General features: G+C 67.3%; 19 protein-coding genes. 16 read left to right on the top strand and 3 right to left on the bottom strand.

Annotated features, from left to right (window positions below; all coding sequences use genetic code 11):
* Positions 1-212 precede the first annotated feature (212 nt).
* The 16 genes from folB to K7711_RS04640 all read left to right on the top strand — a co-directional run bounded on the left by folB (position 213) and on the right by K7711_RS04640 (position 15,462).
* On the top strand, positions 213-599 hold the full coding sequence (folB, locus tag K7711_RS47310; RefSeq protein WP_308014578.1) for a dihydroneopterin aldolase: 387 nt from the start codon (positions 213-215) through the stop codon (positions 597-599).
* Positions 596-1,132, top strand: a complete 537-nt coding sequence (gene folK, locus K7711_RS04710; RefSeq protein WP_222965138.1) for a 2-amino-4-hydroxy-6-hydroxymethyldihydropteridine diphosphokinase — start codon at positions 596-598, stop codon at positions 1,130-1,132. The genes folB and folK overlap by 4 nt, the downstream gene beginning before the upstream one ends.
* Before the next feature lie 55 nt (positions 1,133-1,187).
* On the top strand, positions 1,188-1,655 hold the full coding sequence (locus tag K7711_RS04705) for a DUF3180 domain-containing protein (protein ID WP_222966689.1): 468 nt from the start codon (positions 1,188-1,190) through the stop codon (positions 1,653-1,655).
* A 72-nt stretch (positions 1,656-1,727) separates the two neighbouring features.
* Entirely contained in the window at positions 1,728-2,606 is an 879-nt protein-coding gene (locus K7711_RS04700; RefSeq protein WP_222965136.1) for a DUF6779 domain-containing protein, read from the top strand.
* Positions 2,607-2,754: 148 nt separating this feature from the next.
* Complete coding sequence (locus K7711_RS04695; protein WP_235746556.1) at positions 2,755-3,735, top strand: Rossmann-like and DUF2520 domain-containing protein; 981 nt, start codon at positions 2,755-2,757, stop codon at positions 3,733-3,735.
* Positions 3,735-4,691, top strand: coding sequence for a pantoate--beta-alanine ligase (gene panC / locus K7711_RS04690; RefSeq protein ID WP_222965132.1), 957 nt, complete (start codon positions 3,735-3,737; stop codon positions 4,689-4,691). Before K7711_RS04695 ends, panC begins: the two co-directional genes overlap by 1 nt.
* A gap of 13 nt (positions 4,692-4,704) precedes the next feature.
* Positions 4,705-5,124, top strand: a complete 420-nt coding sequence (gene panD, locus K7711_RS04685) for an aspartate 1-decarboxylase (protein ID WP_040828332.1) — start codon at positions 4,705-4,707, stop codon at positions 5,122-5,124.
* A gap of 7 nt (positions 5,125-5,131) precedes the next feature.
* Positions 5,132-5,944 (top strand): type III pantothenate kinase, encoded by an 813-nt coding sequence (locus K7711_RS04680; RefSeq protein WP_222965130.1) that lies wholly within the window; start codon positions 5,132-5,134, stop codon positions 5,942-5,944.
* A gap of 177 nt (positions 5,945-6,121) precedes the next feature.
* Positions 6,122-6,817 carry a cysteine dioxygenase gene (locus K7711_RS04675; protein ID WP_222965128.1) on the top strand — a complete coding sequence of 232 codons (696 nt, stop codon included), beginning with the start codon at positions 6,122-6,124 and terminating at the stop codon, positions 6,815-6,817.
* A 5-nt stretch (positions 6,818-6,822) separates the two neighbouring features.
* Positions 6,823-7,245 (top strand): rhodanese-like domain-containing protein, encoded by a 423-nt coding sequence (locus tag K7711_RS04670; protein WP_222966687.1) that lies wholly within the window; start codon positions 6,823-6,825, stop codon positions 7,243-7,245.
* 298 nt (positions 7,246-7,543) lie between these two features.
* On the top strand, positions 7,544-9,010 hold the full coding sequence (lysS, locus tag K7711_RS04665; RefSeq protein WP_222966685.1) for a lysine--tRNA ligase: 1,467 nt from the start codon (positions 7,544-7,546) through the stop codon (positions 9,008-9,010).
* 116 nt (positions 9,011-9,126) lie between these two features.
* Positions 9,127-9,492 (top strand): histone-like nucleoid-structuring protein Lsr2, encoded by a 366-nt coding sequence (locus tag K7711_RS04660; RefSeq protein ID WP_222965126.1) that lies wholly within the window; start codon positions 9,127-9,129, stop codon positions 9,490-9,492.
* A 227-nt stretch (positions 9,493-9,719) separates the two neighbouring features.
* Positions 9,720-10,343, top strand: a complete 624-nt coding sequence (locus K7711_RS04655) for an FHA domain-containing protein (protein WP_222965124.1) — start codon at positions 9,720-9,722, stop codon at positions 10,341-10,343.
* 477 nt (positions 10,344-10,820) lie between these two features.
* Positions 10,821-11,762 (top strand): esterase/lipase family protein, encoded by a 942-nt coding sequence (locus tag K7711_RS04650; protein WP_222965122.1) that lies wholly within the window; start codon positions 10,821-10,823, stop codon positions 11,760-11,762.
* A 243-nt stretch (positions 11,763-12,005) separates the two neighbouring features.
* The gene (locus tag K7711_RS04645; protein ID WP_222965120.1) at positions 12,006-14,552 is read left to right on the top strand and encodes an ATP-dependent Clp protease ATP-binding subunit; all 2,547 of its coding nucleotides are present in this window, start codon (positions 12,006-12,008) and stop codon (positions 14,550-14,552) included.
* A 94-nt stretch (positions 14,553-14,646) separates the two neighbouring features.
* Positions 14,647-15,462, top strand: coding sequence for a TrmH family RNA methyltransferase (locus K7711_RS04640; protein WP_222966683.1), 816 nt, complete (start codon positions 14,647-14,649; stop codon positions 15,460-15,462).
* Positions 15,463-15,477: 15 nt separating this feature from the next.
* On the opposite strand, the gene K7711_RS04635 is transcribed toward K7711_RS04640, so the two are convergent.
* The 3 genes from K7711_RS04635 to K7711_RS04625 form a co-directional block, all read right to left on the bottom strand.
* Positions 15,478-16,272 carry an LLM class flavin-dependent oxidoreductase gene (locus K7711_RS04635; protein ID WP_222965118.1) on the bottom strand — a complete coding sequence of 265 codons (795 nt, stop codon included), beginning with the start codon at positions 16,270-16,272 and terminating at the stop codon, positions 15,478-15,480.
* A gap of 84 nt (positions 16,273-16,356) precedes the next feature.
* On the bottom strand, positions 16,357-17,034 hold the full coding sequence (locus tag K7711_RS04630) for a response regulator transcription factor (protein ID WP_222965116.1): 678 nt from the start codon (positions 17,032-17,034) through the stop codon (positions 16,357-16,359).
* The gene (locus K7711_RS04625) at positions 17,031-18,227 is read right to left on the bottom strand and encodes a sensor histidine kinase (RefSeq protein ID WP_308014463.1); all 1,197 of its coding nucleotides are present in this window, start codon (positions 18,225-18,227) and stop codon (positions 17,031-17,033) included. Before K7711_RS04625 ends, K7711_RS04630 begins: the two co-directional genes overlap by 4 nt.
* Positions 18,228-18,360 lie beyond the last annotated feature (133 nt).

The raw sequence follows: 18,360 nt of genomic DNA, 5'->3' as shown, positions 1-18,360 counted from the left end.
CTGGGCACTCAGCCGATTCGGCTACTCTCAGCGACGCCGCCTCGGGGCTGCCCGGGGCGCTCACCCCGCAAAACGCCAACCCCGAGGTCGGGGCCCGGGTCGATTCTGGAGTGACGGAGCGGGGGAGCGAAGCGGAGGAGCGGAGGAGGGAAGAATCGGCCCTTCGGGGGCCCCGACCCCGCCGGAGCGAAGCGGAGGCCAGAGAACACCGCATAGAGCTGGTGGGGTTGCGGGCGTTCGGGTTTCACGGTTGTTTCGATTTCGAGCGGCGTGAGGGGCAGGAGTTCCTGGTGGACATCACGTTGTGGATGGATTTCACCGAAGCCGCCGCGACGGACGATCTTTCGCATACGGTGCATTACGGCGAGCTGGCCGAGCGCGCGGTGGCGATCGTGCAGGGGCCGCCGCGCAATCTGATCGAGACGGTGGTCTGCGAGATCGCCGACGATGTGATGACCGATCCGCGGGTGACCGCGACGGAGGTGGTGGTGCACAAGCCGTCGGCCCCGATTCCGCACACCTTCGCCGACGTCCGGGTGGTCGCCACCCGCACCCGTGCCGAGGTTTCGGCCGAGTCCGCCGGGACAGGTGCGGCATGAGTCGGGCGGTGTTGTCGATCGGCTCGAATCTGGGCGATCGATTGGCCCATCTGCGCAGCGTGGTGGACGCCTTCGCGCCCTGGGTCGTCGGGGTGTCCTCGGTGTACTCGACCGCGCCCTGGGGCGGGGTGCCGCAGGAGAACTATCTGAATGCCATTCTGCTGGTGGAAGATCCGGCCGCGGGCGCGCGAGACTGGTTGCGGCGCGGCCAGGAACTCGAGCAGGCGGCCGAACGGGTTCGCGAGGTGCGCTGGGGCGCACGGACTCTCGACGTCGACGTGGTCTGGTGTGCGGAGCATCGGCCCGAGGGACTGCGGGTGTGCCGGAGCCTGGACCCGACCCTGACCCTGCCGCATCCGCAGGCGCACAACCGCGCCTTCGTCCTGGTGCCGTGGATCGAGGTCGAACCCGATGCGATCCTCGAGGTGCAGGGCCGCCCGAGTCCGGTGCGCGAACTCCTGGACGCGCTGGACCGGGCCGAACGCGACGGGGTGCGACTGACCGAGCTGACCTTGCGCCGGGCGGTGTCGTGAGGGATGCGGCGTCGTGCGTACCGCACGTGACGAGTGAGGCCGTGGCATGAACGTCATGAAGCCGACCAAGATCCTGGATCTGACCGCGAACGTCTTCGTCGCCGCGGTGGTCGCCTGGGTCGCGACGCGCTGGGCGTATTCGAGTTTCCCGCCGATCACGGTGATCGCGGGTGCGTCGCTGTATCCGGTGGCCGCACTGGATGCGGTGCTGGCCTTCGTGATTCGGGCGCGGGTCGGTGATCAGCGGATCGGCGACGGGCCCAGGCAGTTGCATCCGATCACCGCGGCGCGCGCTGTCGCGCTGGCGAAGGCGTCGGCTCAGGTGGGTTCGTTGGCGGCGGGGGTGTGGCTGGGCTTCCTGATCTGGGCGCTGCCGCAGCATTCGACGCTGCGTGCGGCGAGTTCGGATATGCCGGGTGCGATCGTCGGATTGATCGCCGGGGTAGCGCTCGTCGCGGCGGCTCTGTGGCTGGAGTATTGCTGCCGGGCGCCCAGTGAACCGCCCGACGAACCAGCTACTTAATGGCAAACTTCATGCCCGGAATTACCCCCTGAGCTGCGAGCCGGAACCCCGAACGCAAGCTACCCTGTCGGCATGGTGCCACCCGCCCGAAGCAGTACTTCCCGCAGCCGACGGGTTGACGCGGGGAAATTGATCATCGGCGGTCTGATTCTGCTCGGTCTGATCGCCAGTGCTTTCCTGATTTTCAGCAGCAGTCTGCAGTTGATCCGAGTCGGTCTCGTCGTGGCGCTGTGGGCCGCGGTCATCGGCGCGCTGGCCGCGTCCCGCTATCGCCGTGAGGCCGCGGTCGACCAGGCCAAGGTGCGGGATCTGCGGACGGTGTACAAGCTGCAACTCGAGCGTGAGGTCACCGCGCGGCGCGAGTACGAGCTCGGCGTCGAGGCCCGCGTCCGGCAGGAGGTCGCCGCAGACGCCGGTGAGATGGCCGCATTGCGCGCGGAACTGACCGTGCTGCGCGAGAGTCTGCAGCGCCTGTTCGACGGCGATCTGCTCGCGGAGCGTCCGGCTCTGCGGGCCGACGCGATTCGTCTGCAGGAACTGCCCGGCGCCGCCGCCGTGACGCACGCCCCGGCGAACGATAGCCCGGAGGAAACCGATACCTGGGACGCCTGGAGTTCCCCGGTCGTCGCCCGCTATCCGGTGACGCCGGTCTTCGAACCCGACCACCCCGAACCGCCCGCGTTCGCCAGCCCGGACGACGAGCCGGTCACCGCGGAGACCTCGGTGGTCACCGCCGAGGACCTGGCCGCCGCCGAGGCCGAGGAGGCCGCGAACTTCGGGCTCACCCCCGAGGAAGCCGCGCACGTCGCGGACACCCCGCCCGGCCCGACCCCGCTCCGTTCCACCACCCGCCGCAGGCGCCTCGCCGATTCCGGCGACGGCTACTCCGGCCGCAAACTCTCGGTCGCCGAGATCATGGCCAACCTGCAATCCGAGCGCGGCGCGAGCTGATCTCGCCAGGGCAATAGTGCGGCGAATGTCACCGGGGGTGGCTCTGGTCGCGTGAGCTGCGGGGTTCTATTCTCGGGAACGTAACGTCCGGTACCCGCCGTAGTCGCGGGACTGGAACGACTTCGAGAGGACAATGGTGACCTCGGACATGCCTGTCTCAGGGGCCGACCCTGCGCCCGCACGGCTGACGGTGGGAATCGTCTCGGCGGGACGCGTGGGCTCGGCGGTGGGCGCGGCACTCGAACGTGCCGGTCACATCGTTTTCGGGGTATCCGCGATCTCGGATGCCTCGATACAGCGTGCCCGCACCCGATTGCCGGATTCGCAGATTCTGCCCGCCGAGGAGGTGGCCCGGCGCAGTGAGCTGCTGATCCTGGCGGTGCCGGACAGTGAGCTGGCCGCGCTGGTGGCCGGGCTCGCGGCCGCGGAGGTGGTGCGGCCGGGCACGATCGTCGGCCACACCTCGGGTGCGAACGGCGTCGGCGTGCTGGGACCGCTGGCCGAGCGGGGTGCGCTGCCCTTGGCGATCCATCCCGCGATGACGTTCACCGGCCACGACGAGGATCTGACCCGCCTGGCCAACGCCTGTTTCGGGATCACCGCGGCCGACGAGATCGGTTATGCCATCGCGCAGTCGCTGGTGATCGAGATGGGCGGCGAACCGGTCCGGGTGGCCGAGGAGCATCGCACCCTCTATCACGCGGCCCTCGCGCATGGCAGCAATCATCTGCTCACCCTGGTCGTCGATGCGGTGTCCGCGCTGCGCGCCGCGCTGACCGGTCCGGGACTGCTCGGGCAGGAACTGGTCGGTGAGGAGCCGAACGGGCTTGCCGAGCGCATGCTCGCGCCGTTGGCGTCGGCCGCGTTGGAGAACGCGCTGCGTCGCGGACAGGCCGCGCTGACGGGTCCGGTGGCGCGCGGCGACGCCGACGCGGTGGCCGCGCACCTGAAAGCCCTGGCCGAAACCGATCCGCGGCTGGCCGAGGGCTATCGCGCACTGTCGTTGCGCACGGCCGAACGGGTGCGCGCGGACGGTGATCTGCTCCATTTGCTGAAAGATTGCGAACCTGGTGCGCCGCATCACGCGGACATCGAGGGCGCCGATCAGGCGGAAGAAAGGCACAGCTGATGTTCGATCCGAAACTGCGCGGCGCGTACAAACCCGGCGAGCTGACCGTCCTGCACGATCCGGCGACGGTGACCGCGGTATCGGGCGCCCTGCGCTCGGTGGGACGCAAGGTCGCGCTGGTGCCGACCATGGGCGCACTGCACGACGGGCACCTCGAACTGGTCCGTCAGGCGCGGCGCACCAATCAGGTCGTGATCGTCTCGATCTTCGTCAATCCGCTGCAGTTCGGCGCGAACGAGGATCTCGACAAATATCCGCGCACCCTCGACGCCGATGTGGAACTGCTGCGCGGTGAAGGTGTGGAACTGGTCTTCGCACCCAGCGCGGCCGATATGTACCCGGACGGCCCGCGCACCTCGGTGCATCCGGGCCCGCTCGGCGCGGAACTCGAAGGTGCTTCCCGCCCAACGCATTTCGCGGGCGTTCTGACCGTGGTGGGCAAATTGCTGCAGATCACCCGGCCGCACGAGGCGTTCTTCGGCGAGAAGGATTATCAGCAGCTCACCCTGATCCGGCAGCTGGTGCGGGATCTGAATTTCGACGTGAAGATCGTTCCGGTGGTCACGGTGCGCGAGTCGGACGGGCTGGCCATGTCCTCGCGCAATCGCTACCTGGATCCGGTGCAGCGCGATCTGGCGGTCACGTTGTCCGCGGCGCTGACCGCCGGCCGGCACGCCGCGGGCCTGGGGCCCGAAGGGGTGCTCGCGGCCGCGCGCGCGGTCCTGGACACCGGCTCCGATATCGAGATCGACTATCTGGAACTGCGCACCGCGGACCTGCGCCCGATTCCGGAATCCGGTGCGGCGCAGGCAAGTACGGCCTGGAACGGCAATGCCCGCCTGCTCGTCGCCGCCCGCGTCGGTGCGACGCGCCTGATCGACAACATGCCGCTCACGATCGGGGCTCCGATCGACGGCCACCCGACCACCCCCGACCACGCTCCGGCGACCGCATAGGAAGACGACGACGATGTTGCGCACCATGATGAAGTCGAAGATCCACCGCGCCACGGTGACCCAGGCCGACCTGCACTACGTCGGCTCGGTGACCGTGGATCCGGATCTGATGGACGCCGCGGATCTGCTCGAGGGCGAGCAGGTCTGCATCGTCGACATCGCCAACGGCGCCCGCCTCGAGACCTACGTGATCGCCGGTGAACGCGGCTCCGGAGTGATCGGAATCAACGGCGCGGCAGCACATCTGGTACATCCGGGCGATCTGGTCATCCTCATCGCCTACGGCATGATGGACGAGGCCGAACTGCGCGAGTACACCCCGCACGTGGTGTTCGTCGACGAACACAACCGGCCGGTCCACCTCGGCGCCGACCCGGCACATGCCCCGGAGGGCTCCGGCCTGACGTCTCCGCGTTCGCTCACCCCGGCCTGAGCGTCCGATGCTGCTGACGATCGATGTGCGCAATACCAGTATCGAAATCGGCCTGTTCTCCGGCAGCGGAGAGCATGCGAAGCTGGTGCGGACCTGGCGCACGCACACCAATCCGCTGTTGACCGCGGACGAGTTCGCGATGCAGGTGCGCGGGCTGGTCGGTGAGCAGATCGAGCAGGTCGTGGGGGTGTCGGCGCTCTCGACGGTCCCCCCGGTGCTGCGCGAACTGCGCGAGATGATGAGCCGGTACTGGGGGCATCTGCCGCACGTGCTGGTCGAGCCGGGCGTGCGGACCGGAATTCCGCTGCTGGTCGACAATCCCAAGGAAGTCGGCGCGGACCGCATCGTGAATTGTCTTGCGGCATATCAGCGTTTCAATTCTCCGGCGATCGTGGTCGATTTCGGCAGCGCGGTCTGCGTGGATCTGGTCTCGGCCAAAGGGGAGTTCCTCGGCGGCAGTATCGCGCCCGGAGTGGAGATCTCCACCGAGGCGCTGGTGGCGCGTACGGCGCTGCGACGCGCGGAACTCGCCCGCCCGCGCTCGGTGGTCGGAAAGAACAGTATGGAGTGCATGCAGTCCGGAGCGATCTTCGGTTTCGCCGGTCTGGTCGACGGTCTGATCGATCGGATTCGGGACGAACTCGACGCCTTCGCCGGAGATGACGTCGCGATCGTCGCGACCGGGCCGAGCGCGCCGCTGATCGTGCCCGAATCGGAGACCATCGACCATCACGAGCCGCATCTGACGCACGAGGGCCTGCGTCTGGTCTACGAGCGCAACCAGCAGCGTTCGGGCGGTTCGGCGCGGGCGCGGCCGTAGAAGTAGCGGATTGTCGGATCGGCCACACCGTGGTGTGCGCTGCCGTGATCCGCTGCTACTATTGCGCTCGTGTCCCACCGCGTGAGCATCCAGGAGTGTTGTCGAGGCTGATTCGCCTCGGCTGATGTCGGGGCTTCGTATCCGCCCCCGACCGCCACTTCTCCTGGAGCCTCTCTCATGCGTTCCGCAGGTATCACTCGTCCCGCACGCATCGTTCCGCCGCATTTCTCGGCCGCCAATTCCCGGCTGTCCACCGATATCACCGATCGCGCCGTGGCTTCTGCGCTGCCCACGCGGCTGCGCCCGGCCGATCTGCTGCGTCTGACCGATGAGGGCGCCGAGGACGTGCTGGCCGGCCGGTACGACCACCTGTTCCCGGCGGGCGGTGCCTGGCCCACCGGAAACCGCTGGGCCACAAGGCTGCTCGCCGACGACGAGGTGGACGTCTGGTTGATCAGCTGGGTGCCGGACCACTCCACCGAACTGCACGATCATGCCGGGTCGCTGGGCGCGCTCACCGTGCTCAGCGGCGCGTTATCGGAATTCCGTTGGAACGGAAGGGAATTGCGCGAGCGCACGCTGACCGCGGGTGATCAGGCGTCGTTCCCGCTCGGCTGGGTGCACGACGTGGTGCGCGCCCCCGATCTGGTGCCCGGCGCGAAAGCCGAACTCGGGCCGATGGATCCGACGTTGTCCGTGCACGCGTACTCGCCACCCCTGTCCGCCATGTCCTACTACGAGGTCACCGGCCACGGCACGCTGCGCCGCACCCGGACCGTACTCACCGACGAGCCCGAGCCCGACACGGCCACCAGCGGCATCCTGCCGTCGAATCCGGGCGCGGCCACACACCCCGAAGGCGATGTGAAATGACCCATCTGACGATCGACGACATGCTGGACGAGGCCCGCGCTCAGCTGGCGCGGATCTACGCGTTCGAATTGCCGCAGGCGATCGAGCGCGGCGCGCTATTGGTCGACATCCGGCCGCAGGCGCAGCGCGGTAAGGAGGGCACTCTGCCGGGCGCGCTGGTGATCGAACGCAATGTGCTGGAATGGCGGCTTGATCCGACCAGTTCCGCACGTCTGGCCCTGGCCGCGGATCACGATGTGGAATGGATCATCGTGTGCTCGGAGGGGTACACCTCGAGTCTGGCCGCGGCGTCGCTGCAGCGGCTCGGATTGCGCCGGGCCACCGATCTGGTGGGTGGATATCAGGCGCTGAAGGCGGCCGGGCTGCTGTCGGTCGCGGCGGGCGCCACACACTTCAGCCGGGAGGTCGGCGCGCTCGTCTCGCTGTAATTCTCTGGTTCTCGAGACGAACGGCGGACCGGCGCAATAGATTTCGGGTTGGTGTCCGGAATATCACCTTTCCGGCGCGTTTCGCCGTGCCCGCTCGCGCATACCTGTCGAGGCGCCGGAAATGCCGTCGGCGGGGTGCGGCCCGGTAGTGCTCGGGCGGCGCGTCGAACGATTTCCCGAGCACGATAGGGTATGTGCCGTGAGCACCCCGAACACCCCGTCATCCGGTCGCGCCGCGGGCTCGAAACCCGCGGGGCAAAGCCGTCCTGCCGCAGCGGAAGTCGATGTCCCCGAGCAGATGCGGATTCGCCGGGACAAGCGTGAGCGGTTGCTCGAGGAGGGGGTGCAACCGTATCCGGTGGTGGTTCCGCGCACACATACACTCGCGGAAATCCGGGCGGCCTATCCCGATCTGGAACCCGATACGCAGACCGGTCTGACGGTCGGTGTCGCCGCGCGCGTCATATTCGTGCGCAATACCGGCAAGTTGTGTTTCGCCACGCTCCAGGAGGGCGACGGAACCAAGCTGCAGGCGATGATCAGCCTGAACGGCGTCGGCGCCGATGCGCTGGCGGCCTGGAAGGCCGATGTGGATCTCGGTGACTTCGTATTCGTGCACGGCGAGGTGATCTCCTCGCGTACCGGTGAATTGAGCGTCATGGCCGATTCCTGGTCGATGGCCGCCAAGTCGCTGCGTCCGCTGCCGGTCGCGCACAAGGAGTTGAGCGAGGAGTCCCGGGTCCGGCAGCGTTATGTCGATCTGATCATCCGACCGGAAGCCCGGGAAATGGCGCGCACTCGCGTCAAGGTCGTGCGTGCGGTGCGAAATGCGTTGGAGCGCAGGGGTTTCCTCGAGGTCGAGACGCCGATGCTGCAGACCCTGCACGGCGGTGCGGCGGCGCGTCCGTTCGTGACCCATTCCAATGCCCTGGATATCGATCTGTACCTGCGCATTGCGCCGGAGCTGTTCCTCAAGCGCTGCGTGGTCGGCGGTATCGAGAAGGTCTTCGAGGTCAACCGCAACTTCCGCAACGAGGGCGCGGATTCCACGCATTCCCCCGAGTTCGCGATGCTGGAAACCTACGAGGCGTACGGCACCTACGACGATTCCGCGCGGATGATGCGGGAATTGATCCAGGAGGTCGCGCAGGAGGTCTTCGGAACGCAGGCGGTCACCCTGGCCGACGGCACCGAATACGATCTGAGCGGCGAGTGGAACACCGTGGAGATGTACCCGTCGCTGTCCGACTCGCTGGGTGTGCCGGTCACTCCGGAAACGACCGTACCGGAATTGCTGGCGCTGGCCGAACAGGTCGGTCTGGAAATTCCGGAGGGCAAGGGCTACGGACACGGCAAACTCGTCGAGGAACTGTGGGAGCACGTCTATGGGGACAAGCTCTACGCGCCGACTTTCGTGCGCGACTTCCCGGTGGAGACCTCACCGCTGACCCGACAGCATCGCAGTGTGCCCGGAGTGACCGAGAAGTGGGATCTGTACGTTCGCGGCTTCGAGTTGGCAACGGGCTATTCCGAACTCGTGGATCCGGTCATTCAACGCGAGCGGTTCATCGATCAGGCCAGATTGGCCGCGGCCGGTGACGACGAGGCGATGCGGTTGGACGAGGACTTCCTCGCCGCGATGGAACACGGTATGCCGCCGACCACCGGAACGGGTATGGGAATCGATCGCTTGCTGATGGCGTTGACCGGGCTCGGAATCCGAGAAACGATACTGTTCCCAATTGTGCGTCCGGCGGCGCGCTGAGTCGTACCGGATTCATTCCACTGACCCCGGCTTGGAAAATTCCGAATTCGAGGTATTCTCGACTCGGGTATCGGCCTAGTATGCGGGTCGCACGATTTCGAGAGGACGTTCATCTCATGGCAAAGAAGGTCACCGTTAGCCTGATCGACGATGTCGATGGGGAGTCCATCGCGGATGAGACCATCGAGTTTGCGATCGACGGTGTTTCATACGAGATCGACTTGTCCACGACAAACGCGGCGAAGCTGCGTGACGGCCTGGAAACCTGGGTCGCCAGTGCACGTCGGGTGAGCGGCCGTCGGCGCAGCGGCAAGGCCGCAGTGAACGCCGGCGCGCCGAAGAGTCGTGTGTCGATGGATCGCGAGCAGAGTGCGGCAATTCGTGAATGGGCGCGCCGCAAGGGCCACAAGGTCTCCGCGCGCGGACGTATCTCCGCGGAAATTACCGACGCGTACAACAAGGAAGTCGGTCGCGCCAGCTAGTTCATCGGCCGCCGGGAAGCCGACGGGTTGTTCCCATTGTGCCGCCGCGGTCCGGAGGAATCGTGCGACATCCGGACAGCGGCGGCGTTTTCATGCATATCGGATATAACCGGTGACCCTACTTGCGGGGGTATCCGCTTTACGATCTTGCTCGTGCTGGGAGGGCGCGGCACCATGGAAACTGTGCAGAATACGTCGTTGGTTCCGATGACCGAGGTGTCGTCACGGTGAGCGGTTTTCGGGGATCGTTCCTGCGCTTCGCCGACGATACAGGTCGTCAACAGGAGTTGACACTCAGTCCTGATCAGCAGCGCATCACCATCGGCCGCTCACCGCAGGCGGATCTGACCCTGTCCTGGGACGCGGAGGTCTCCCGACTACACGCGGCAGTGGAGTATCTCGGCGCCCAGTGGACCATCGTCGACGACGGACTTTCTCGCAACGGCACTTTCGTCAACGGCGAACGTCTCGCGGGCCGCCGCCGCCTCGCCGCCGGGGACCGGATCCGAGTGGGCACCTCGCTGGTGTCCTTCCACGACTACGGCGGCGCGGCCGATGACGCGACGCGCATCTCCTCGGGCACCTTCCCCACGCTGCGCTCACTGACCGATACCCAGCGCTCGGTGCTGATCGCGCTGTGTCGCCCGTACAAGAACAACGCCGGATTCGCCACGCCCGCATCGAATCAGCAGATCGCCGACGAGCTGTTCCTGAGCGTCGACGCCATCAAAACCCATCTGCGCACGCTGTTTTCGAAGTTCGGGGTGGAAGACCTCCCGCAGAACCAGAAGCGAGTCCGCCTCGCCGGCCTGGCCATCCAGAGCGGCATCATCGCCGACCGCGACTTGTAGCTGTATTTTCTGCCTCCGCTTCGCTCCGGCGGGTTTTCGGCGCTGTAAGGCTCGTCGCTGCGCCCTCGAGACTCGGCCTTCGGCCATGCGCTTCGAGGGCGCAGCGACGAGCCCGCGCCGAAAACCTTGGGGGTGTTCTTGCTGAGCCTTTCGCTTCGCGGGCGACTACCAGCGGGGCGGAGACGCTTCGGCGCCGGGCGCGTGGGAGGTGGTTTGTTGTGCGGGGAGGGGGGCCTGTCGTCATCAGGGGTAGACAGTGGTCATGGGGCAGGCGGGGCTTGCAGCATCACATCACTGGCGGTGGCGGGGCCGTTCGGAACGAGATATGCCGGTGGTCTTGTGACACGGTTATGTAGCGGCTTTCTCATTCTCGCCTCGGGTAGAACGCGTTCCACTTAATGTTCGGGTACGCGTTTCGAGTCGGGAGTGGCCATGCGTACTGCGCCGCGACGTAAGTTGTCCGGATCCTTGCTGATCATGGCGATACTGACCGCTTTGTGGGTGAGTGCGGGGGGCGCGGCGGTGGGAGTGCCCGCCGCGCCGGGATCCACCGCCGACTATCCCGTCGATTACGACTTCTTCTCCGGTATCCCGGACGAACTGGCTCATCCGGGCGGTTCGCTGCCGGGATCCAACGACTGGTCCTGCCGTCCGAGTGCCGCGCATCCGGATCCGGTCGTGCTGGTGCACGGCACGGGCGGTGGGGCGCAAACCAATTGGGGTGTGTACGCGCCGCTGCTGGCCGATGCGGGGTACTGCGTCTACGCGTTGACCTACGGTGCGCTCGATGTGCCGTGGCCGCTCTCGGCGATCGGCGGGATGGCTCCGATCGAGGACAGCTCGGCTCAGCTGGCGGCCTTCGTGCACCGGGTGCTGGCGGCCACCGGCGCGGCGCGGGTGGACCTGGTCGGGCACTCGCAGGGCAATCTGGTCGGAAACTACTTCGTCAAGCGGCTCGGCGGGGCGAGCGAGGTGAACCGGTTCGTCGCCATCGCCGCACCCTGGCTCGGCACCTACGGCCCGGTCGCGGATCCGGTGCGCGCGTTCGCGCGCGGACTCGGCGCGGAACCCGCGGTGGACGCTCTGATCAGCGCGAACCTCTGCCGGTCCTGTAGTGAGATGGCCGGAACCTCGGAATTCGTGCGTTCGCTCGACGCGGACGGCGTCTACGACCCGCACGTGACCTATACGAATATCGAGACCCGCTACGACGAGGCGGTCGTCCCGTACACCGTCGGCCTGGTCCCCGGTCCGCGCACCACGAACATTCTCGTCCAGGATGGTTGTCCAGCCGACTACTCGGAACATGCGGGTATAGCGGGCAGCGCCCGCGCGGCAACCTTCGCCCTGAACGCCCTGGATCCGGGCCACCCGCGGCCGGTGCCCTGTCACTTCATCGCCCCGCTGACCGGTGGATAGCTCGGACCCGTTCCCTGTTCGCTGTGGGCATAGTTGGGACGGAAACGATTACGGGGACCGTCGCGTTATGCATGAATGAGTCGAGTTGTCGCCCGTTCGCAATAGGGTGGACGGACGACGCCCGCGACCCCGGCCAACTAGAGTGGAGGCGGGGGATGCAACCCCAGGGCTTCATGGCAGGCTTGCGCTCAGTCGTCTGAAGCGCCGGATGCCGGAATGTCGGAGCAGGAGAGTGAGGGAGCGATGTTCGAGAGGTTCACCGACCGCGCGAGGCGTGTCGTTGTCCTGGCCCAGGAAGAGGCCCGGATGCTCAACCACAACTACATCGGTACCGAGCACATCCTGCTGGGGCTGATTCACGAGGGTGAGGGTGTCGCGGCCAAGTCGCTCGAGTCGCTCGGCATCTCGCTGGAGGGTGTGCGCAGCCAGGTCGAGGAGATCATCGGCCAGGGTCAGCAGGCCCCGTCCGGGCACATCCCGTTCACCCCGCGGGCCAAGAAGGTGCTGGAGCTGAGCCTGCGCGAGGCGCTGCAGCTCGGCCACAACTACATCGGTACCGAGCACATCCTGCTCGGCCTGATCCGCGAGGGCGAGGGCGTGGCCGCCCAGGTGCTGGTCAAGCTCGGCGCCGACCTCAACCGGGTGCGTCAGCAGGTCATCCAGCTGCTCTCGGGCTACCAGGGCAAGGAGCCGGTGGAGTCGGGCTCGCGCGGCGAGTCGGGCACCCCATCCACCTCGCTCGTGCTCGACCAGTTCGGCCGCAACCTGACCCAGGCCGCGCTCGAGGGCAAACTCGACCCGGTCATCGGCCGCTCGAAAGAGATCGAGCGCGTCATGCAGGTGCTGAGCCGCCGCACCAAGAACAACCCGGTGCTGATCGGTGAGCCCGGCGTCGGTAAGACCGCCGTCGTGGAGGGCCTGGCCCAGGCCATCGTCAACGGCGAGGTCCCCGAGACGCTGAAGGACAAGCAGCTGTACACCCTCGACCTGGGTTCCCTGGTCGCGGGCAGCCGCTACCGCGGTGATTTCGAGGAGCGCCTGAAGAAGGTGCTCAAGGAGATCAACACCCGCGGCGACATCATCCTGTTCATCGACGAGCTGCACACGCTGGTCGGTGCGGGCGCGGCCGAGGGCGCGATCGACGCGGCCTCGATCCTCAAGCCCAAGCTGGCCCGCGGCGAGCTGCAGACCATCGGTGCGACCACCCTCGACGAGTACCGCAAGTACATCGAGAAGGACGCCGCCCTGGAGCGCCGGTTCCAGCCGGTCCAGGTGGGCGAGCCGACCGTCGAGCACACCATCAACATCCTCAAGGGCCTGCGGGACCGGTACGAGGCGCACCACCGCGTCTCGATCACCGACTCCGCGCTGGTCGCGGCCGCGACGCTGGCCGATCGCTACATCAACGACCGGTTCCTGCCGGACAAGGCGATCGACCTGATCGACGAGGCCGGCGCCCGGATGCGCATCCGTCGCATGACCGCACCGCCGGACCTGCGCGAATTCGACGACAAGATCGCCGATGCGCGCCGGGAGAAGGAAAGCGCCATCGACGCGCAGGACTTCGAGAAGGCCGCGCGTCTGCGCGACAAGGAGAAGCAGCTCGTCGCCAAGCGTGCCGATCGCGAAAAGCAGTGGCGCTCCGGTGATCTGGATGTCGTGGCCGAGGTCGACGACGAGCAGATCGCCGAGGTGCTGGCCAACTGGACCGGTATCCCGGTGTTCAAGCTCACCGAGGAGGAGACCACCCGTCTGCTCCGTATGGAGGACGAGCTGCACAAGCGGATCATCGGCCAGGAGGACGCGGTCAAGGCCGTGTCCAAGGCCATCCGCCGTACTCGCGCCGGTCTGAAGGATCCGAAGCGTCCCTCGGGCTCGTTCATCTTCGCCGGTCCGTCCGGTGTCGGTAAGACCGAGCTGTCCAAGGCGCTGGCGAACTTCCTGTTCGGCGAGGACGACGCGCTCATCCAGATCGACATGGGCGAGTTCCACGACCGCTTCACCGCCTCGCGGCTGTTCGGTGCCCCTCCGGGCTACGTCGGCTACGAGGAGGGCGGCCAGCTCACCGAGAAGGTGCGCCGCAAGCCGTTCTCGGTCGTGCTGTTCGACGAGATCGAGAAGGCCCACCAGGAGATCTACAACACCCTGTTGCAGGTCCTGGAGGACGGCCGCCTCACCGACGGTCAGGGTCGCACGGTCGACTTCAAGAACACCGTGCTGATCTTCACCTCGAACCTCGGTACCTCGGACATCTCCAAGGCCGTCGGCCTGGGCTTCACCCAGTCCAACAACGAGGGCTCGAACTACGAGCGGATGAAGCTCAAGGTCAACGACGAGCTGAAGAAGCACTTCCGCCCCGAGTTCCTGAACCGCATCGACGACGTGATCGTCTTCCACCAGCTCACCACCGATCAGATCGTGGAGATGGTGGACCTGATGATCAACCGCGTCGCCACCCAGCTGCGGAACAAGGACATGGAGATCGAGCTGTCCGAGCAGGCCAAGAGTCTGCTGGCCAAGCGCGGCTTCGACCCGGTGCTGGGCGCTCGCCCGCTGCGCCGGACCATCCAGCGCGAGATCGAGGACCAGCTGTCGGAGAAGATCCTCTTCGGCGAGATCGGCCCCGGCCAGATCGTCTCGGTCGACGTCGAGGGCTGGGACGGCGAAGGCCAGGGCGAGGACGCCAAGTTCACCTTCGTCGGTCGGGCCAAGCCCGCCAAGCCCGCGGAAGAGGAGGAGAAGCCGGTGGCAGCACTCGCCGGTGAATCCGCCACCGCGGCCGGAGAGTAATAGGCAGTACCGTCGCACGGCCCCTTCCCGGTTTCGGGAAGGGGCCGTTGCCCATGTCCGGGCGAGGTCCGGACCCCGACAGGAAGGCCGAACGCTGAAGGTCACCGTCAGAAATGCCAGGTTTCAGCAGTGGGAGGCGTTGCTGACGAATCGGAACAAGCGGCAGCGCGCCGGGGTGTTCCTGATTCAGGGGGTGCGGCCGATCTCGCTGGCGGCGGCGAACGGGTGGCGGTTCGAGAGCCTATTGCGGCCGGAGGGCAGGCAGCTGTCCGAATGGGCACGCGGGATCATCGAGGACAGCGACGCGGAGGTCATCGATGTCGCGCCCGAGTTGCTGGCCGAGTTGGGGGAGCGGGGGTCCGGCGAGCCGGAGTTGATCGCGGTGGGAGTGGCCCGGCCCGACGACTTCGACCGAATCGCCTGTGGGCCGGACTTTTTCGGGATCGTCTTCGATCGGCCGGTGAGCCCGGGGAACGTCGGCACGCTGATCCGTTCGGCCGATGCCTTCGGTGCGTCCGCCGTCGTGGTCACCGGTCATGCCGCGGATATCTACGATCCGAAAGCGGTGCGGGCGAGTACGGGTTCGCTGTTCAGCCTGCCGGTGGTGCGGGCTCGATCCACCGATGAAGTGTCGGCCTGGGTACACGAGCGGCAGCGGGCTGGAACTCCGCTGCGCGTCGTCGGAACCGACGAGCACGGCACCGCCGATATCGCCGACTACGACCTGACCGGGCCGCGCCTGATCGTCATCGGCAACGAGACCAGCGGCCTGAGCGCGCGTTGGCGCGAGGCCTGCGACGATATCGTGCGCATCCCGATCGGCGGCGGCGCGAGCAGCCTCAACGCCGCCACCGCGGGATCGGTCCTGCTGTACGAAGCGGCCCGGCAGCGTCGCGCGGTTCAGCGCTAGCGCCGCACGCGTCGTTCAGCGCAGGCGATCGAGGATCGGCTGGAACGCCTCGGCCAGTGCGCCCGGGACGATCACCTCATCGATGCCGTAGGTGTCGCGGCGGTATTCCAGAATGGCGGCGGCCTCGGCGGGGTCGGCGGGCAGCAGACCGACCGAACCCGCTTCGCGCAGTTCGGCGGCGCTCGGGACCTGCCAGTTGCCCGGCGGCGGGGCCAGCTGATCGCCGATGCCGATCAGTTGACCGGTGAAAGCGACCGGGCGATCGGCATTCTCGCGCACCGTGGCGATGATCCCGGCCAGATCCTTCTCGGTGGCAGCCGGATACAGCGCGGGCAGGACGCGGTCGGCGATCCGTCCCGCTGCCGCGAGCATGCGAGGACCCGAGGCGGCGATCATGACCGGCGGCGCGGGGTCGACCTCGGCCCGCACGGCCGCCACGATCTCGATCAGATGCGCGCGTCGCTCGGATGCCGAACCGCCGGGCCTGCCGAGCTTTTCGGCCTCCTGGACCGCATCGGGGCGTCCGATGCCGATGCCCAGTTCGAAGCGTCCGTCGGAAAGTTGCTGCAGCGCGGCGATTTCCCGCACCGCGACCGCGGCCGTTCGCAGCGGCGCCGCGATGACGTTCGGGCGCACGCGCAGGGTCGTGGTCACCGCCGCCGCGGCTGCCAGGGCCGGAAAGGGGGACGCGGTGCGCAGCGTGTCGGGCATCAGGATCGTGTGATAGCCCTGTCGCTCAGCGTTTCTGGCGGTCTTCAGCCAGTCCGCCGCCGATCCGGGGGCCTGCATCGTGCCGAATCGAATGGTCATCGAACCTCCTGCGAAAAAATGTCTGCTCTATCACTCAGCGCCCCGGAACCGGTCGATCATTCCCGCATGGGCGCGGCCGATCCGTTACTGCCAGCCCGGCCGCACCAATCCCGACTCGTAGGCCATCACGACCAGCTGGGTCCGGTCACGGGCGTTGAGCTTCAACAGGATTCGGCTGACGTGCGTGCGGGCGGTCGCGGGGCTCATGAACAGGCGTTCGGCGATCTCGGCATTGGTCAGGCCCTCGGCGACCAGGCTCATCACCTCGCGTTCGCGGTCGGTCAGTTCGGTGAGTTCGGCTGCGGGCGCGGGCTTCGCGCGGGAGGCGAATTCGGCGACCAGACGGCGAGTCACACTGGGGGACAGCAGCGCATCGCCCTCGGCCACCACGCGCACCGCCCGGACCAGATCGGCCGGTTCGGTATGTTTGACCAGGAATCCCGTTGCGCCCGAACGCATTGCCTCGAAGACGTACTCGTCGAGTTCGAAGGTGGTCAGCACCACCACCTTCACCGCGCTCAATGCGGGATCGGCCGCGATGGCGCGGGTGGCGGCCAGGCCGTCCAGCACCGGCATCCGGATATCCATCAGTACGACGTCGGGCATCAGTTCCCGGGACATCCGCACCGCCTGTTCGCCGTTGTCGGCCTCGCCCACGACGCGGATACCCTCCTGCGCGTCCAGCAGGGCGGCGAATCCGCCGCGCACCAGCGCCTGATCGTCGGCCACCAGAACTCGGATACCGTGGCGTTCGGGGGTCATCGGGGCTCCTGGGGAATCGGAAGACGTGCGGTCACGCGGAATCCGCCGTGGCGCAACGCGATGGCGGACAGCTCACCGTTGAGTGCGTGTGCGCGTTCGAGCATGCCAGGGATGCCGTTGCCGCCCGGGGTTGTGGATGGTTGTGGAGTATTCGGGGGTGCGGTGTTCTCGACCACGACGCGCAGCTCGTCCGGGGAATAGTGCACGCCGACAACGGCACTCGCGCCGGGGGCGTGCCGCAGCACGTTGGTCAGCGATTCCTGGACGATCCGGGCGGCGGCCACGTCCAGAACGGCGGGCAGTCGTAGCGGATCGCCGGTCACCTCGGTCCGGACCAGCAGGCCCGCCGCGCGAGCGGGTTCGATCAACGCGTCGAGATCGCCCACCCGCACGGCCGGACTCGTCGGTGCGGCAACGGTTTCCGCTCCCGACCGAATGGATTGCAGCAGCGCGTGCACCTCGCCGAGTGCGTCGCGGCTGGCGGATTTGATCGCGGCCAGCGCTGTCGCGGCCTGTTCGGGTTTGCGGTCGAGCAGTTCCAGCGCCACCGAGGACTGCACGTTGATCAGTGAAAGACTGTGCGCGAGAACGTCGTGCAGCTCGCGAGCGATCGCGAGACGCTCCTGCGTGGCCCGTTGTTCGCGCTGAGCCTGCTCGCGCGCTCGTTCGGCCTGCTCGTTCCGCTGAGCGTCCTGGGCCCGCTGCCGTCGGGCGATCAGCACCGCACGCCGCTGCCGAATCCCCTCGGCCAACGCCACCAGCACCGACAGCCAGGCGAACAGCCCGATGATCTGCCAGTAATTGGTGGGATGCCCGCGCGTGAACGGCGCGGGCCACACCATGAGCAGATAGCCCAGCGGCACGATCGGATAGGTCCACCAGCGCGAACCGCGTCGGGCCGCGGCCAGGAACGCGATCGCCAGCGCGATGAAGATCGGGCCGTACCCGTATCCCAGCACCAGATAGGCCAGCGTGACGACAAGCACCGCGTACAGCACCGCGCGCGGATACGCCCGTCGCGCCAGCAGCAGCAACGGGCCCGCCAGCAGCAGCGCGTAGCCGAGGGCATCGAGCTGCCGCGAGCCGGTCTCGTGCCAGTGTGCATTCGCCTTGGCACCCGCCCCCACCTGGACGACGGCGGCGATCAGCGCCGGCAACAGAACCCGGCCACTGGGCCGCACGCGCGCTTCCACAATCGAACCGTAACGCCGCTTCGCCGGTTCCGGACGCCCCGCGCAGCGAATTACGTCCAGATACGTACGGACCGATCGCACCGGTTCCCGGACGTCGGGGCGGGTTGTGTTCGGGTGCATGGGTCCGATCGCG

Source organism: Nocardia coffeae, from assembly GCF_019890715.1.
In the GTDB taxonomy this organism is placed as follows: domain Bacteria; phylum Actinomycetota; class Actinomycetes; order Mycobacteriales; family Mycobacteriaceae; genus Nocardia; species Nocardia jiangxiensis.
The sequence above is the reverse complement of the archived record's forward strand: the minus strand, read 5'-3'. Positions and strand labels throughout refer to the sequence as shown.

Coding starts and splice junctions, on each gene's coding strand:
- folK (WP_222965138.1), top strand. CDS start 596: ATGAGTCGGGCGGTGTTGTCGATCGGCTCGAATCTGGGCGATCGATTG.
- K7711_RS04705 (WP_222966689.1), top strand. CDS start 1,188: ATGAAGCCGACCAAGATCCTGGATCTGACCGCGAACGTCTTCGTCGCC.
- K7711_RS04700 (WP_222965136.1), top strand. CDS start 1,728: ATGGTGCCACCCGCCCGAAGCAGTACTTCCCGCAGCCGACGGGTTGAC.
- K7711_RS04695 (WP_235746556.1), top strand. CDS start 2,755: ATGCCTGTCTCAGGGGCCGACCCTGCGCCCGCACGGCTGACGGTGGGA.
- panC (WP_222965132.1), top strand. CDS start 3,735: ATGTTCGATCCGAAACTGCGCGGCGCGTACAAACCCGGCGAGCTGACC.
- panD (WP_040828332.1), top strand. CDS start 4,705: ATGTTGCGCACCATGATGAAGTCGAAGATCCACCGCGCCACGGTGACC.
- K7711_RS04680 (WP_222965130.1), top strand. CDS start 5,132: ATGCTGCTGACGATCGATGTGCGCAATACCAGTATCGAAATCGGCCTG.
- K7711_RS04675 (WP_222965128.1), top strand. CDS start 6,122: ATGCGTTCCGCAGGTATCACTCGTCCCGCACGCATCGTTCCGCCGCAT.
- lysS (WP_222966685.1), top strand. CDS start 7,544: ATGCGGATTCGCCGGGACAAGCGTGAGCGGTTGCTCGAGGAGGGGGTG.
- K7711_RS04660 (WP_222965126.1), top strand. CDS start 9,127: ATGGCAAAGAAGGTCACCGTTAGCCTGATCGACGATGTCGATGGGGAG.
- K7711_RS04650 (WP_222965122.1), top strand. CDS start 10,821: ATGGCGATACTGACCGCTTTGTGGGTGAGTGCGGGGGGCGCGGCGGTG.
- K7711_RS04645 (WP_222965120.1), top strand. CDS start 12,006: ATGTTCGAGAGGTTCACCGACCGCGCGAGGCGTGTCGTTGTCCTGGCC.
- K7711_RS04635 (WP_222965118.1), bottom strand. CDS start 16,272: ATGACCATTCGATTCGGCACGATGCAGGCCCCCGGATCGGCGGCGGAC.
- K7711_RS04630 (WP_222965116.1), bottom strand. CDS start 17,034: ATGACCCCCGAACGCCACGGTATCCGAGTTCTGGTGGCCGACGATCAG.